Source organism: Burkholderia latens, from assembly GCF_001718795.1.
GTDB lineage: Bacteria > Pseudomonadota > Gammaproteobacteria > Burkholderiales > Burkholderiaceae > Burkholderia > Burkholderia latens_A.
The window spans coordinates 591,850-605,922 of the sequence record NZ_CP013435.1 but is presented as its reverse complement, the minus strand read 5'-3'; the positions used below and the strand labels follow the sequence as shown (position 1 = coordinate 605,922).

General features: G+C 63.2%; 12 protein-coding genes, 1 tRNA gene and 1 pseudogene. 5 read left to right on the top strand and 9 right to left on the bottom strand.

What is annotated here, in order from left to right; all coding sequences use genetic code 11:
* Positions 1-12: 12 nt before the first annotated feature.
* Positions 13-1,749: a proline--tRNA ligase gene (locus WK25_RS02840; protein WP_040143345.1), complete on the bottom strand. Its 1,737-nt coding sequence runs from the start codon at positions 1,747-1,749 to the stop codon at positions 13-15.
* A 218-nt stretch (positions 1,750-1,967) separates the two neighbouring features.
* Here WK25_RS02840 and WK25_RS02835 point away from each other — a divergent pair, with 218 nt between their 5' ends.
* Both WK25_RS02835 and WK25_RS02830 read left to right on the top strand, forming a co-directional pair.
* On the top strand, positions 1,968-2,615 hold the full coding sequence (locus tag WK25_RS02835) for an RNA pyrophosphohydrolase (RefSeq protein WP_040143344.1): 648 nt from the start codon (positions 1,968-1,970) through the stop codon (positions 2,613-2,615).
* A gap of 13 nt (positions 2,616-2,628) precedes the next feature.
* Entirely contained in the window at positions 2,629-3,237 is a 609-nt protein-coding gene (locus tag WK25_RS02830; protein ID WP_040143343.1) for a CNP1-like family protein, read from the top strand.
* Between the two features lie 111 nt (positions 3,238-3,348).
* Here WK25_RS02830 and proB read toward each other — a convergent pair whose 3' ends face one another.
* The 4 genes from proB to rplU form a co-directional block, all read right to left on the bottom strand.
* The gene (gene proB / locus WK25_RS02825; protein WP_040143342.1) at positions 3,349-4,467 is read right to left on the bottom strand and encodes a glutamate 5-kinase; all 1,119 of its coding nucleotides are present in this window, start codon (positions 4,465-4,467) and stop codon (positions 3,349-3,351) included.
* An 88-nt stretch (positions 4,468-4,555) separates the two neighbouring features.
* A complete protein-coding gene (gene cgtA / locus WK25_RS02820; RefSeq protein WP_040143341.1) occupies positions 4,556-5,668 on the bottom strand; it encodes an Obg family GTPase CgtA in 1,113 nt (370 codons plus the stop codon).
* 185 nt (positions 5,669-5,853) lie between these two features.
* The gene (gene rpmA / locus WK25_RS02815) at positions 5,854-6,117 is read right to left on the bottom strand and encodes a 50S ribosomal protein L27 (protein WP_006476999.1); all 264 of its coding nucleotides are present in this window, start codon (positions 6,115-6,117) and stop codon (positions 5,854-5,856) included.
* A 24-nt stretch (positions 6,118-6,141) separates the two neighbouring features.
* Positions 6,142-6,453, bottom strand: coding sequence for a 50S ribosomal protein L21 (rplU, locus tag WK25_RS02810; protein WP_006025184.1), 312 nt, complete (start codon positions 6,451-6,453; stop codon positions 6,142-6,144).
* A 210-nt stretch (positions 6,454-6,663) separates the two neighbouring features.
* On the opposite strand from rplU, the gene WK25_RS02805 reads away from it, so the two are divergent.
* Positions 6,664-7,659, top strand: a complete 996-nt coding sequence (locus tag WK25_RS02805) for a polyprenyl synthetase family protein (RefSeq protein WP_059547873.1) — start codon at positions 6,664-6,666, stop codon at positions 7,657-7,659.
* A gap of 149 nt (positions 7,660-7,808) precedes the next feature.
* Positions 7,809-7,885: transfer RNA gene (locus tag WK25_RS02800), tRNA-Pro, on the top strand.
* Positions 7,886-8,894: 1,009 nt separating this feature from the next.
* Here WK25_RS02800 and WK25_RS29860 read toward each other — a convergent pair.
* From WK25_RS29860 to WK25_RS29855, 4 genes and pseudogenes are all read right to left on the bottom strand, one after another.
* A complete protein-coding gene (locus tag WK25_RS29860) occupies positions 8,895-9,230 on the bottom strand; it encodes a helix-turn-helix domain-containing protein (RefSeq protein ID WP_083253002.1) in 336 nt (111 codons plus the stop codon).
* A 428-nt stretch (positions 9,231-9,658) separates the two neighbouring features.
* Complete coding sequence (gene istB / locus WK25_RS02790; protein ID WP_069240909.1) at positions 9,659-10,456, bottom strand: IS21-like element helper ATPase IstB; 798 nt, start codon at positions 10,454-10,456, stop codon at positions 9,659-9,661.
* Positions 10,449-11,927: an IS21 family transposase gene (gene istA / locus WK25_RS02785; protein ID WP_249181359.1), complete on the bottom strand. Its 1,479-nt coding sequence runs from the start codon at positions 11,925-11,927 to the stop codon at positions 10,449-10,451. The genes istB and istA overlap by 8 nt, the downstream gene beginning before the upstream one ends.
* Before the next feature lie 142 nt (positions 11,928-12,069).
* A pseudogene (locus tag WK25_RS29855) lies at positions 12,070-12,644 on the bottom strand (transposase); the annotation flags it as partial.
* 136 nt (positions 12,645-12,780) lie between these two features.
* On the opposite strand from WK25_RS29855, the gene WK25_RS02780 reads away from it, so the two are divergent.
* Positions 12,781-14,070 carry an HlyC/CorC family transporter gene (locus WK25_RS02780; protein WP_080294558.1) on the top strand — a complete coding sequence of 430 codons (1,290 nt, stop codon included), beginning with the start codon at positions 12,781-12,783 and terminating at the stop codon, positions 14,068-14,070.
* The last annotated feature ends 3 nt before the right edge of the window (positions 14,071-14,073 follow it).

The window sequence follows — 14,073 nt, the reverse complement described above, 5'->3', positions numbered from 1 at the left end:
CGATTGCAGTGCTTAGCGCGCGAGCGCGGCGCGGATCTTCTCCGTCACCGTCGCCGCGGCCGCGTCGGCCGGCAGCAGCGTCGCTTCCGCGTCGCGGCGGCCCTGATACTCGATCTTGCCTTCCTTCAGGCCGCGCTCGCCGATCACCAGACGGTGCGGCACGCCGATCAGTTCCCAGTCGGCGAACATCACGCCCGGGCGCTCGCCGCGATCGTCGAGGATGACATCGATGCCGGCAGCGCTCAGTTCCGCGTAAAGCTTGTCGGCCGCCTCGCGAACCATGTCGCTGCGGTCGTAGCCCATCGGACACAGCACGACCTCGAACGGCGCGATGGACTCGGGCCAGATGATGCCCTTGTCGTCGAAGTTCTGTTCGATCGCCGCGCCGAGAATGCGCGTGACGCCGACGCCGTAGCAGCCCATCAGCATCGGCTGCGGCTTGCCCGACTCGTCGAGGAACGTCGCGCCCATCGCTTCCGAGTACTTCGTGCCGAGCTGGAACACGTGGCCAACCTCGATGCCGCGGCAGATGTCGATCACGCCCTTGCCGTCCGGCGAAGGATCGCCCTTCTTCACGTTGCGCACGTCGGCGACTTCCGGCTCCGGCAGGTCGCGGCCCCAGTTCACGCCCGCGATGTGATAGTCGACCTCGTTCGCGCCGACGACGAAGTCGCTCATGTTCGCGACCGTGCGATCGGCGATCACCTTGACCGGCTTCTTCGTGCCGACCGGGCCGAGATAGCCCGGCGGCGTGCCGAACCATTCGACGATTTCCTGCTCGGTCGCGAAGCGGTGGTTCTTCAGCCCCGGCAGCTTCGACACCTTGATCTCGTTCAGGTCGTGGTCGCCGCGCAGCATCACGAGCCAGATGGTCGGCTCGGCGCCTTCGTTGTCGGTCGCGAGCACGATCGACTTGATCGTGCGCTCGAGCGGAATCCCGAGCAGTTCGGCAACGGCTTCGCACTTCGCCTTGCCGGGCGTCGCGACCTTCTCCATTGCTTCGGCAGGCGCCGCCCGTTCGGCGATCAGCGGCAGCGCTTCGGCCGCTTCGATGTTCGCCGCGAAGTCGGACGTCGGGCAATAGGCGATCGCGTCCTCGCCGGTATCGGCGATCACGTGGAATTCATGCGAGAAGTTGCCGCCGATCGAGCCGCTGTCGGCCGCGACCGCGCGGAACTCGAGACCGAGGCGCGTGAAGATGCGCACATACGCGTCGTACATCTTGCGATACGACTCGTTCAGGCCCGCCGCATCCTTGTCGAACGAATACGCGTCCTTCATGATGAATTCGCGGCCGCGCATCACGCCGAAACGCGGACGGATCTCGTCGCGGAACTTCGTCTGGATCTGGTAGAAGTTCACCGGCATCTGCCGGTAGCTCTTGATCTGGTTGCGCGCGATGTCGGTGACGACCTCCTCGTGCGTCGGCCCGATCACGAAGTCGTTGTCCTTGCGATCCTTGAAGCGCAGCAATTCGGGGCCGTACTGCTCCCAGCGGCCCGATTCCTGCCACAGCTCGGCCGGTTGCACGGCCGGCATCAGCAGCTCGATGGCGCCTGCCCGGTTCATTTCCTCGCGCACGATCGCCTCGACCTTGCGAATCGAACGCAGGCCGATCGGCAGATAGTTGTAGATGCCGCCGGCGACACGACGGATCATGCCGGCGCGCACCATCAGCTTGTGGCTGACGATCTCTGCGTCGGCGGGTGCCTCTTTGAGGGTGCCGATAAAGAAACGGGAAGCTTTCATGCGGACGGTTCCAAATGCGGCGCCCCAACGCGGAGCGCCCGAAAAAGTTTCAAGGTGAAAAAGCTGCGCGCGACGGACGACGATGGCGCAGATGACGTAGCAGACAAATCAGGGACAATTCAGCCGATGCACCCCGCGCGGATTCGCTCCGTCACGGTGCGCAGCGCCCGTTATCTGTTTATAATCAAAGCAATTTTAAAGGATTCGAAGGTGGTTGTATGCTGGATCGTGAAGGCTTTCGCCCGAACGTCGGCATCATCCTCTTGAACGCGCGCAACGAGGTGTTTTGGGGCAAGCGGCTCCGCGAGCATTCCTGGCAGTTTCCTCAAGGTGGGATCAAGTACGGCGAGACCCCCATGCAGGCGATGTACCGGGAATTGCACGAGGAAACGGGCCTGCATCCGGAACACGTCAAGATAATCGGCCGCACTCGCGACTGGTTGCGTTACGAGGTGCCTGACAAGTTCATCAAACGCGAAGTACGCGGTCATTACCGCGGCCAGAAGCAGATCTGGTTCCTTCTGCGGATGGTCGGACGCGACTGCGACATTTGCTTGCGCGCGACCGACCACCCGGAGTTCGATGCGTGGCGCTGGAACGAGTATTGGGTGCCGCTCGATGCGGTGATCGAGTTCAAGCGGGATGTCTATCAGTTGGCGCTGACGGAACTGTCGCGCTTCCTGCGCCGCCCGGCGCAGCGAGCCGAAAAGCCGCGTGGGCCGCGTCCGTCGCGCTATCCGCGCGTGATCGGTTCGCAGGCCCAGCAGACGCTGACGATTGTCGACACATCGGTGGTCTGTTCCGAGATCGAAGTGGAGGCGAGCACGCTCGACGAGATGCCGCCCCGCGAGATCGTCGGCAAATGACGAGTCACACTGCATGACCGGGCGCGACCTTGGTGTCGCGCCCTTTTTTTACGAGGAATGCATATTGAAAGCGATTGCTCTCGCGCTCGCATCGGTCGTCGCGGTGGCCACGCTGGCCGGTTGCGCGAATTCGAAGACGCCGACCAACAAGGATGACAGCGAGTTCGTGTACCTGCTGGACCGCCAGGGCAACTGGAAGGAAAACCCGGTCGACACGCTGCCGCCGCTGCCGCAAGCAGCCGACCTGCTGCCGTTCAACGTATCGCAGAACACGCCGCTCAAGTTCTTCGTCGATGCGAAGTCGCTCGCGGTCGGCACCGATGGCGTCGTGCGCTATGCAGTGGTCGTCACGAGCCCGGCGGGCGCGCGCAACGTGAACTACGAAGGCATCCGTTGCGACACCTATGAATGGCGCCAGTATGCGGGCCTGAATGCCGATCATGACGGCTGGGACCGCACAGTCGAGAACGACTGGCGGCGCATCGAGAACGGCGAGCTGAACGCGTACCACTCGGCGCTGTATCAGGACTACTTCTGCGCGAACAAGATGCCGCAGGGCACGACCGCGCAGATTCTGGAAAACATCAAGTTCCATCGCACCGCGATGAGTCAGCTGCGCTGAGCACCGCAACGCGGGGTCAGCTCCGTCGCCGCAACGAAAAGCCCGCGTAACGCGGGCTTTTTTGTCGCTTCGGGACGTCTGGCGTCAGCGGTCGTGCACGACGCCGGACGGTCACACCAGCACGAGGTTGTCGCGGTGAATCAGCTCCGGCTCCAGCATGTAGCCGAGCACCGTCTCGATCTCGCCGCTCGGCTTGCGGTGGATCAGCTTCGTCTCCGCGCTGCTGTAGTTGGTGAGACCGCGCGCCACCTCGCGCCCGTCCGGACCGACGCACGCGATCACTTCGCCGCGTGCGAACGCGCCCTGCACGCCCGTCACACCGATCGGCAGCAGGCTCTTGCCGCCCGCAGTCAGCTTTTCGACCGCACCCGCGTCGATCACGACGTGCCCCCGCACTTGCAGGTGGTCGGCCATCCACTGCTTGCGCGCCGCCATCCGCGCGGTGCGCGCGACGAGCTGCGTGCCGATCGCCTCGCCTGCCGCGAGCCGCACCAGCACGTCGGCCTCTCGGCCGCTCGCGATCACGGTATTCGCGCCGCTATGCGCCGCACGCTTTGCCGCGAGGATCTTCGTCAGCATCCCGCCGCGGCCGAGGCTCGAGCCGGCGCCGCCCGCCATCGCCTCGAGTTCCGGCGCGCCCGCGCTGGCTTCCGCGACGAGCGTCGCATTCGGATCCTTGCGCGGATCGGCAGTGAACAGCCCTGACTGGTCCGTCAGGATGATCAGCGCGTCGCCTTCGATCAGGTTCGCGACCAGCGCACCGAGCGTGTCGTTGTCCCCGAACTTGATTTCGTCGGTGACGACCGTGTCGTTCTCGTTGATGATCGGCACGACACCGAGCCGCAGCAGCGTGAGCAGTGTCGAGCGCGCATTCAGATACCGCTCGCGATCGGCCAGATCGGCGTGCGTGAGCAGAATCTGCGCAGTACGGATGTCATGCTCGGTGAAGCGGCTTTCGTATACTTGCGCGAGCCCCATCTGCCCGACGGCGGCAGCGGCTTGAAGCTCGTCGATTTCGCGCGGACGCTTGCTCCAGCCGAGGCGCTGCATCCCTTCCGCAATCGCTCCCGAACTGACGAGCACCACTTCCTTGCCTTGTGCACGCAGTGCTGCGATCTGGGCCGCCCAGCGGCCGATCGCAGCATGATCGAGCCCCTTGCCGTCGTTGGTCACGAGGCTGGAGCCCACCTTCACCACCAATCGCTTCGAATCCGCGATGATCGAACGCATCGTGCGCCGTCTCCTATCTGATGCCTGCCCGACCGGGCGCGATTAAATGAGCGCACCGGGCGCCGCGCCCGGTGCGTTTGCGGCCCGCTCAGGCGTCGTCGTCAGCCTTCGCACCGCCGTCTGCAGGCGGCGCATCGCGGAACCGCACGTCGGCGGCCAGGTCTTCCTCTTCCGCGGCGCGATGCGCATCCGAGTGCTCGGACAGGTAGTCGTAGATCGCGTAGCAGAGCGCTTCGCAGCCTTGGCCGGTGAGTGCCGAAATCTCGAACACCGGGCCATCCCAGCCGAAACGGTCGAGGAAATCGGCGACGCGCGCTTCGCGCTCGTCTTCCGGGACCATGTCGAGCTTGTTCAGCACCAGCCAGCGCGGCTTCTCGTAGAGCGCCTCGTCATACTTGCGCAATTCGCCAACGATCGCCTTCGCCTCTTGGACCGGATCGACGTTTTCGTCGAACGGCGCCAGATCGACGAGATGCAGCAGCACGCCGGTGCGCTGGAGATGCCGCAGGAACTGGTGGCCAAGGCCCGCGCCTTCGGCGGCGCCCTCGATCAGCCCCGGGATGTCCGCGATCACGAAGCTCTTGCTCGGGCCAACGCGCACGACGCCGAGGTTCGGCGCGAGCGTCGTGAACGGATAATCGGCAATCTTCGGTTTCGCATTCGACACCGACGAGATGAACGTCGACTTGCCGGCGTTCGGCATGCCGAGCAGCCCGACGTCGGCAAGCACCTTCAGTTCGAGCCGCAGCATGCGGCGCTCCCCGGGCTTGCCGTCCGTCTTCTGGCGAGGCGCGCGGTTGGTACTCGACTTGAAATGCAGGTTGCCGAGACCGCCTGCGCCGCCTTTCGCGAGCATCACCTGCTGCCCGTGCTCGGTCAGATCGGCGATGAGTTCGCCGGTGTCCATGTCGGTGACGACCGTGCCGACCGGCATGCGCAGCGTGATATCGTCGCCGCCCTTGCCATAGCAATCCGAGCCGCGACCGTTTTCGCCGTTGCGCGCGAGATGCTTCTTCGCGTAACGGTAGTCGATCAGCGTATTGATGTTGCGGTCGGCGACCGCGTAGACGTTGCCGCCCCGGCCGCCGTCGCCGCCGTCCGGCCCGCCGAACGGAACGAATTTCTCGCGGCGCATCGACGCGCTGCCATCGCCTCCGTCGCCGGCGATGACTTCGATTCGTGCTTCGTCAATGAACTTCATTCGTCACTCCGACAGTATTTCCGCTATTGTGCCGCGCCCCGGCATGCTTGAACAATCAGCCATTCGGCCAATGTCCCGCTATTGCGCGACAGCCGCCCGCGCGCACCTGCGCGCGGCGGCCAAATAAAAAAAGGCCCCGCGAAGACTGCGGGGCCTTTCGGCTACGAAGCCCGTGGGTGCCTGACTTAGGCAGCCGCCGGGACGACGATGACCAGATGCTTCTTGTCCGCGCCCTTGGTCGCGAACTTGACGTGACCGTCGACCAGCGCGAACAGGGTGTGATCCTTGCCCATGCCGACGTTCTCGCCAGCGTGCATGCGCGTACCGCGCTGACGCACGATGATGCCGCCGGCGTTGATCGCCTGGCCGCCGTACACTTTCACGCCGAGACGTTTCGACTCGGAGTCGCGGCCGTTCCGGGAAGAGCCGCCTGCCTTTTTGTGTGCCATCTGATTGCTCCTTTACCGAGGCGCTTACGCGTTGATCGCGTCGATGCGCAGCTCAGTGTAGTTCTGGCGGTGGCCGCCGTGCTTTTGGTAGTGCTTCCGGCGACGCATCTTGAAGATGGTGACCTTGGCATGACGACCGTGCGACACAACGGTGGCCTTGACGGAAGCCCCACTGACCAGCGGCGTACCGAACTTAATCGATTCGCCTTCGCCCACTGCGAGAACCTGGTCGAGCGTGATTTCAGCGTCAATGTCAGCCGGTATCTGTTCTACTTTGAGTTTTTCGCCAACGGCAACCTTGTACTGCTTGCCGCCGGTTTTTATGACCGCGTACATTGAGAACCTCACTCTGGATCCAATTTTTCCGCACACCACGCGCGGAAAACACGTGATTATACATGGGCTTAGCACCCAAGTCAAAGCCGATCCACGATTGCCGCGCGCGAGCCCTGCCCGGATGGCCAAAATCGACGTGCCCGCGCGTCCCGCAGACCGGGATATGGCGGATTCGACTTATAATCCGCGGCATCACCCATTTCGATCATCATGTCGTCGTCCACCGCCTCCCCCACCCTCAGCGCCGCCCACCTGCTCGCTCCGATCGCCAGCGACATGGAGCAGGTGAATCGCGTTATCCGGCAAAGTCTCGCGTCCGACGTGCTGCTGATCAACCAGATCGCCGAGTACATCATCGGCGCGGGCGGCAAGCGATTGCGTCCGGCGCTGCTGCTGCTCGTCGCCGGCGCGCTCGGCGAGACGTCGCACCAGCGGCACGTGCTGGCCGCCGTCGTCGAGTTCATCCATACGGCCACGCTGCTGCATGACGACGTCGTCGACGAATCCGAATTGCGGCGCGGCCGCCAGACGGCCAACGCGCTGTTCGGCAACGCGGCGAGCGTGCTGGTGGGCGACTATCTCTACTCGCGCTCGTTCGAGATGATGGTCGGCGTCGGCAAGATGCGCGTGATGGAGATCCTGTCGGAAGCGACGACGATCATTTCAGAAGGCGAAGTGCTGCAGCTTCTGAACATGCACGACGCGGACGTCGACGAAACGCGCTACATGCAGGTGATCCGCTACAAGACGGCGAAGCTGTTCGAGGCCTCCGCACGTCTCGGCGCAGTGCTCGCGGGTGCCGACGCCCCGACCGAGGCCGCCGCTGCCGAATATGGCCGCCGGATCGGCACCGCGTTTCAGATCATGGACGACTGGCTCGACTACGCTGGCACGGCCGAAGCGATGGGCAAGAATGCCGGCGACGACCTGCGCGAAGGCAAGCCGACGCTGCCGCTCATCTATCTGATCGAACGCGGCACGCCCGAACAGTCCGCGCTCGCGCGCGAGGCAATCGAACAAGGCGGCACCGACCGCTTCGACACGATCTTCGACGCAATCACGCGTTCGGGCGCGCTCGACCATACGCTCGAATGCGCACGACAGGAAGCGCAGGCCGCCGCCGAGGCGATCGCCGCGTTCCCCGACTCGATCTACAAGGAAAGCCTGCTCGGTTTGTGCTCATACTCGACGTCGCGTCAGTCGTAAACGCGCGGCAAACAGCAAGCGATACCTGGTCTCGAAAAATTTCTTCACCAAGGTATTCCCTTTTAGAAAAAACATCGTTATAGTTACGTTCTTGCTTGTGACGACGCAGCGATTCTTAACGAAGACAGCGGAGTCGAAAAAGCAAAAATCGGGGTGTAGCTTAGCCTGGTAGAGCGCTACGTTCGGGACGTAGAGGCCGGAGGTTCGAATCCTCTCACCCCGACCAGGTTTCCCTTCAAAAACAGCGGACTAGATGTCAGCTGTTTTTGTTTTCAGGGTCCGCAGTGGCAACTCAGTGGCAATCTCCGCCACTTCGCTGCAAATCGCGAATCATCCCCCTGCCTTACGCCTATACGTTGCTCCCAACCTTGGAGCATCGCTGCCATGGCGTCCATCGAGAACCGCTCGCGCATCCGCGTCACCGTCCGCAACCGCGACGACCTGACCCGCACCTTTTCCCACAACGCCGACGAAGCTATCCAGCGCTACGTCCAGACGCTGCAGTTGCAGGGACTCAAGCCGAAGCTGGCCAGCCTCGACGACCACTATGTCGTCCGAACACGCAGCGTCGCGCACAAGAACCAGTTCCTCACCGCGCACAGCGAAGCGGAAGCCATCGCCATCAAGCAGCGCATCGAGAGCGAGCAGCGCCAAGGGCTTTTCATCGACTATGCGAAGGGGCACAAGACAACCCTCGCCGACCTGCTGATTCGCTACCTGCGCGATGAGGCGCCGCGCGATAAGAGCTTCGAGGTCCTCGGCTACAAAATCAATGCGTGGCTGGAGGATGCCGGATTGCCCCGGCAGGACCTTGCCGACATTCGCGACGCGCATCCCAATCCCTGCCCCACGGTCGCGGCCATGAAAATCCGCAAGTCCACGGGCACTCGCGTCGGGCAGCCGTCGGAGACCAGCAAGTTCATCCGGAAGCCCTTCGCCGCCATCGTCCCGGACGACTTCGCCGACTACATCGAGGAGCGGTGCCAGGTCGTCGAGCCGAGCACGGTGGACCGCGAAATCGACATCTTCTCGGCGGTCTGCCACATCGCCATCGATACCTGGCGCATTCACGTCGCCAAGAACCCGATGGACGGCGTGCGCCGGCCCCGCTACTACAACGAGCGGGACCGCCGCCTGAAGGACAAACAGACGAGCCGGTCTCATCACCGACGTCAACCAGCTCGACCGGGAACGTCATCCGTGTCGACTTTGCCCGCCGGGTCGCGTGACGGCCACTACTTGCCGCGCTTGCCTGCCAGGATGGCGTCAATCATGGCCTTGATATGCTTGCGCTCGGTCTTGGGCAGGCGCACCCACGCCAGCACGAGGTCAGCAAGCTCATCGTCTTCGCAATAGAAGTAGGCGGCGGGAAGATGGAGCGCCTGCGCCAATTTGACGGCGATGCCAAACGGAGGCGTGTGTGTGCCCGTTTCATAGCGGCTCATTCGGGCACTCGCCGTGCTCTCGTCGAGCCCAATCTGGACGCCCAGCCGGTCTTGCGGGATATCGGCTCGCTGCCGCGCTGCCCGTAGGCGGCGGCCGAATAGGGTGGCGGGCTCCTTTATCCTCATGCTGCGAATATCGTAGGAATCCCTTGCCGTTTCTCTACGTAATTCGTAGAATCCGACGTCCCCCTCGGCGCCGCCACCCGCGTGGCAACAAGCCAGCGCCGCCTTGGTGAGCTTTTGGCTGCGCATTTAATGCCACACCCGATTCCCGGCTCCCGATTCGCCGCAGGGCACGTACGACCCGAAACAAAAATCCGGAAGGAGGTCCATCTGTGGACGGTCATCGGGCACCCCGGCCAGCAGCGATTGAAGCTACCGAGCCGACCAACAATGAGCCGCGTGCGCGAATGCCGATGGAACAGCAGCAGCGCCTGGCCTCGGCGTATCCGCTGTTCTTCCGCGCCATGAATTGGCCGGAGTGTTGATTTCCACCGAATCTTGACCCACCGTTTTCATCTAAATCTGACCCACCCCGAGACAGCGTAGTACATCTATTCCGGTGTGGATAACTCCTCACTGCCTGCTGCTTTTGCTGCTCTCTTTCTGGTTGTCTTCGCCTTGGCAGAACTGGACTTGAAGCGCCAGGATTCATTGCCCGTTTCGACGATGTGGCAGTGATGGGTGACGCGGTCCAGCAGCGCCGTCGTCATCTTTGCGTCCCCGAACACGGTCGCCCACTCGCCGAAGCTGAGGTTGGTGGTGATCACGACACTCGTGTGTTCATACAGCTTCGAGAGCAAGTGGAACAGCAATGCGCCACCGGTCTGGCTGAACGGCAGGTAGCCCAGTTCGTCGAGGATCACCAGGTCGACGTACATCAGCTTATGGGCGATCTGGCCTTGTTTTCCGATGGACTTCTCCTGCTCCAGTGCGTTGGTCAGCTCGACGGTCGAGAAGTAACGCACGCGCTTGCCGTGGCGCTGCACGGCCTCAATTCCGATCGCTGAGGCGAGGTGCGTTTTGCCGGTGCCGGGGCCACCGATGAACACGACGTTGTGTGCGCTTGCGAGGAACGACAGGTCACTGAGTTCTCGAACCAGCGCTTCGTCGACGTGTGCCTGCGCGAAGTCGAAGCCCTTCAGGTCGCGGTGAGCCGGGAAGCGAGCGGCGGTCATCTGGTAGGCGATCGAGCGCACCTGTCGCTCCGCCGTCTCAGCCATCAGCAGTTGCTTCATGAAGCGCTCCGGGGCGAACTCCGTGTGACGCGACTGCGCCAGCAGCTCTGGCCAGGTGCTCGCCATACCATGCAGTTTGAGCCCCTTGAGTTGGGCGGCGATGTCGTTAGACATGACGGTCCTCCGGTGGGTTGGCGCGCAGGGTTTCGTAGCGGCTCACGTCGGCGGCCGGCTCTTCGGTAAGCTGGAGTTTCGTCGTCGCGAGGTTGGTGCTCGTGGTGGGTGCCTTCAACCGGCTCAGCACGTTCAGAACGTGCTCCCCACTGGGGCGTCCCGAGTCCAGCGCTGCCTGCACGGCAAGCAGCACGGCATCGAGTCCGTGTTCGCGCACCGCGGCGAGCACCTGCGTCATGATGCGATCGCCTCCCGGGTGCTTCAGTAGGTGCCGCTGCAACTGCTGCAGCGGCTGTGGCATCGTGACGAACGGAGCGCCGTTGCGCAACGCGCCGGGTTTGCGCTCAACCAGCGTGATGTAATGGCGCCAGTCGTAGAAGGTCATGTGCCGCTCGAAGCTGCGTTCGTGGCGTGCGATCTCCTGGGCGTCGGCGACGACGCTGAGATATGCCGGATAGCAGCGCACGCTCACCAGCTGGTTCGTGTACTCGGTGGGCACGCTGTAGCGGTTGCGCTGGAAGTGGATGAGGCTGGTCGACGACACCCGCAGCGTCTGCTCGACATAGCCGTCGAACGGGCGTGGATTGGGCATCAGCCTGGTGCGCTCGTCCTGCAGCACGTCCTCGACCGTCAGCTCGGGCCACTGCGGGTGCCGCATCTGCCAGGCCTGACGACACTGGCCCGCGACCCATTCGTTCAGAAGCTCCAGCGTTTCCCAGCGTCGTAGCGCAGCCTCGTGCCAGATCTGGCGGCGCCGGTCCTGCACGTTCTTCTCAACGATGCCCTTCTCCCAGCCGGCGGCACGGTTGCAGAATTCCGGCTCGAACAGGTAATGGCCGCACATTGCCTCGAAGCGGGCGTTGACCGCGCGCTCCTTGCCGCGGCCGACCTTGTCCACGGCGGTCTTCATGTTGTCGTAGATGCCGCGGCGCGGCACGCCGCCGAACGCGGCGAATGCGCGGGCGTGCGCATCGAACAGCATCTCGTGACTCTGGGTCGGATAGGCGACCAGCCAGAACGCCCGGCTGGCATTGAGCTTGACGTGGGCGACCTCCAGGCGTCGCCGCAACCCGCCGATGAAGGCGTATTCGCAGCTCCAGTCAAACTGGAAGGCTTCGCCGGGTTCGAAGGCCAGCGGTACATAGGCCTTCCTGCGCGGTGCTGCAGCCTGCTCCTCGTGCCAGCGTCTCACGAAGGCGCTGACGCGGCCGTAGCTGCCGGCATAGCCCTCGCCGCGGATGGCCTCGAACATGAACCGGGCCGTGCGCCGGTCACGCTTCGGGCGATGACTGTCTGCCCGCAGCCAGCCCGTCAGTTGCGCGGCCCACTCGTCGACGACGCTCGGGCTGACGCGCTTCGGGTACTTCGGCTCAACGGCATCCGTCTGCCGAAGCCAGCTGCGCACCGTGTTCCGGGACAGGCCCGTGCGCCTCGCAATCTCGCGCAGCGGGACCTTCTCGCGGAAATACATCCGCCTGATCTTGGCCAATATGCCCACCGTGATCACCTCTGTATCCCCTGCTCAAAGATTGAGCAGGGCATTCAATCACGTGGGTCAAAATTCGATGAAAACTACAGCCTCAGGTGGGTCAGTTCTGCGTGGACATCAACAGTACGCGCTTAGACCGCACCAGCCGAGCCTTACGCATCAACGATCGTGCTCGATAACGTCCTACGTTGTGTCCGAGCAAGCGCAACGCTTGCGACATCCTCCTGCTGCCGTAGCTTCGACGAGTCTCCTCATGAATACGGCGCACCGCTTCCAGTACCGTCGCATCGCGATTTGATCTGCCTTGGCGCGCCCTCCATGCGTAATAGCTGCTGCGTGCTACACCAGCCAGTCGACAAATCAGCGCTACCGGGTAGGCCTTCTCCATCGCCTGGATCACTTCCAGGAGCGTTCGAGCTCCTTGACGAAGAAGGCCGTGGATTTTTTTAAAACTTCACGCTCCCGTTCGAGTTCGGCTACGCGCGCCTCCAGTTCCTTGATCCGACGCGCGTCTGCACTGAGTTGTGCCGGACTCGGCGCATCTAAACTGTGTGCCGCTCGCCACTGTGCGACCCAGCGACGCAGTGCGGTCTCCCCAACTCCTACAGCCTCACACGCCTTGGAAAAGGGGTAACCCTGCTCTACGACGAGTCGTATCGCTTCTTCTTTGAATTCCTCGGAAAACGCACGCCTGACCATGCTTTGGCCCTCCAGACGACACGTTACCTCCTTTTCGAACTGTCCAAGGGCATTGAACCACTACACGCGACACATCGCGGCCGCCGGCCTCTGCTATATTCCCCCCATCCCTGTCCTTCACTGCCCTTTCCGACGCGTGGACCAAATTCCCTTATGGGCGCAAATCGGCGCCGTCTTCCTGCTTCTCCTCTGTTCCAGCTTCTTTTCCATTTCCGAGACCGCGATGATGGCGCTCAACCGACACCGGTTGAAACATCTCGCCGGCAAGGGCGTGCTCGGCGCGAAAACCACGCAGGGCCTGCTCACGCGCACCGACCTGCTGCTCAGCGTGATTCTGATCGGCAACAATCTGTTCAACACGATCATCCCGGTTCTGACGACTTCGCTCGCGCTGCACACGTTCGGCCGTAACAATCTCGCGCTGTCGATCGCGACCGGCATCGTCGCGTTCCTGATCATCGTGTTCGCGGAAATCGCGCCGAAGATCGTCGGCGCGACCTTTCCCGAGCGCATCGCGCTGCCCGCGAGTCTCGTGATCGCGCCGCTGATGCGCGTGTTCAAGCCAGTGGTGTGGTTCGTCAATGCGCTCGCGAACGGCGTGCTCTGGGTGCTGCGCATCAATACGAAGAAGGGCCGCGACCAGCGGATGTCGCCCGACGAACTGCGCGCGATCGTGCTCGAGTCGAGCAGCTTCATGCCGACCAAGCACCGCAGCATCCTGCTCAACCTGTTCGACCTCGAGAACATCACGGTCGACGACGTGATGGTGCCGCGCCGCCAGATCGAATCGCTGAACTTCTACGCGCCGCTCGACGAGATCCTGCATCAGCTCGAGACCTGCTATCACAACCGCCTCGTCGTCTACGAAGGCGACATCGACAAGGTGCTCGGCGTGCTGCACGTGCGCAAGACGCTTACCGCCCTGCACAACCAGGATTTCGATCGCGAAACGCTGCGCACACTGCTCGCGGAGCCGTACTATGTGCCGTCGGGCACGCCGGTCGTTCAGCAGTTGCAGTATTTCCAGGAAAGCCGCCAGCGCACCGCGCTCGTCGTCAACGAGTACGGCGAACTCGAGGGGCTGGTCACGCCCGAGGATATCATCGAAGAACTGATCGGCGAATTCACCACGTCGATGCCGCGCGGCGAACGCGCGCGCGGCTGGAACGAGAACGGCGAATGCATCGTCGCGGCGAGCATGCCGCTGCGCGAACTGAACCGCTGGCTGCACCTGCACCTGCCCACCGACGGGCCGAAGACGCTCAACGGCCTGATCCTCGAAGTGCTCGAGGAAATTCCGGAAGGCGACGTTTGCGTGAAGATCGGCGACGTGATGCTCGAGGTCATGCGCAGCGACGATCAGGCCGTGCGCACGGTCAAACTCTTCAAGCCGCGCGGCGCCCGCACGCGCGCCGCCGCCCGCTAGCCG

Bases quoted from the DNA above. Each gene is read 5' to 3' on its own strand.
- istA (WP_249181359.1), bottom strand. From the start codon at position 11,927: ATGTATTTCCGCGAGAAGGTCCCGCTGCGCGAGATTGCGAGGCGCACG.
- WK25_RS02805 (WP_059547873.1), top strand. From the start codon at position 6,664: ATGTCGTCGTCCACCGCCTCCCCCACCCTCAGCGCCGCCCACCTGCTC.
- WK25_RS29860 (WP_083253002.1), bottom strand. From the start codon at position 9,230: ATGAGGATAAAGGAGCCCGCCACCCTATTCGGCCGCCGCCTACGGGCA.
- proB (WP_040143342.1), bottom strand. From the start codon at position 4,467: ATGCGTTCGATCATCGCGGATTCGAAGCGATTGGTGGTGAAGGTGGGC.
- WK25_RS02840 (WP_040143345.1), bottom strand. From the start codon at position 1,749: ATGAAAGCTTCCCGTTTCTTTATCGGCACCCTCAAAGAGGCACCCGCC.
- WK25_RS02830 (WP_040143343.1), top strand. From the start codon at position 2,629: ATGACCGGGCGCGACCTTGGTGTCGCGCCCTTTTTTTACGAGGAATGC.
- istB (WP_069240909.1), bottom strand. From the start codon at position 10,456: ATGTCTAACGACATCGCCGCCCAACTCAAGGGGCTCAAACTGCATGGT.
- rplU (WP_006025184.1), bottom strand. From the start codon at position 6,453: ATGTACGCGGTCATAAAAACCGGCGGCAAGCAGTACAAGGTTGCCGTT.
- WK25_RS02835 (WP_040143344.1), top strand. From the start codon at position 1,968: ATGCTGGATCGTGAAGGCTTTCGCCCGAACGTCGGCATCATCCTCTTG.
- rpmA (WP_006476999.1), bottom strand. From the start codon at position 6,117: ATGGCACACAAAAAGGCAGGCGGCTCTTCCCGGAACGGCCGCGACTCC.
- cgtA (WP_040143341.1), bottom strand. From the start codon at position 5,668: ATGAAGTTCATTGACGAAGCACGAATCGAAGTCATCGCCGGCGACGGA.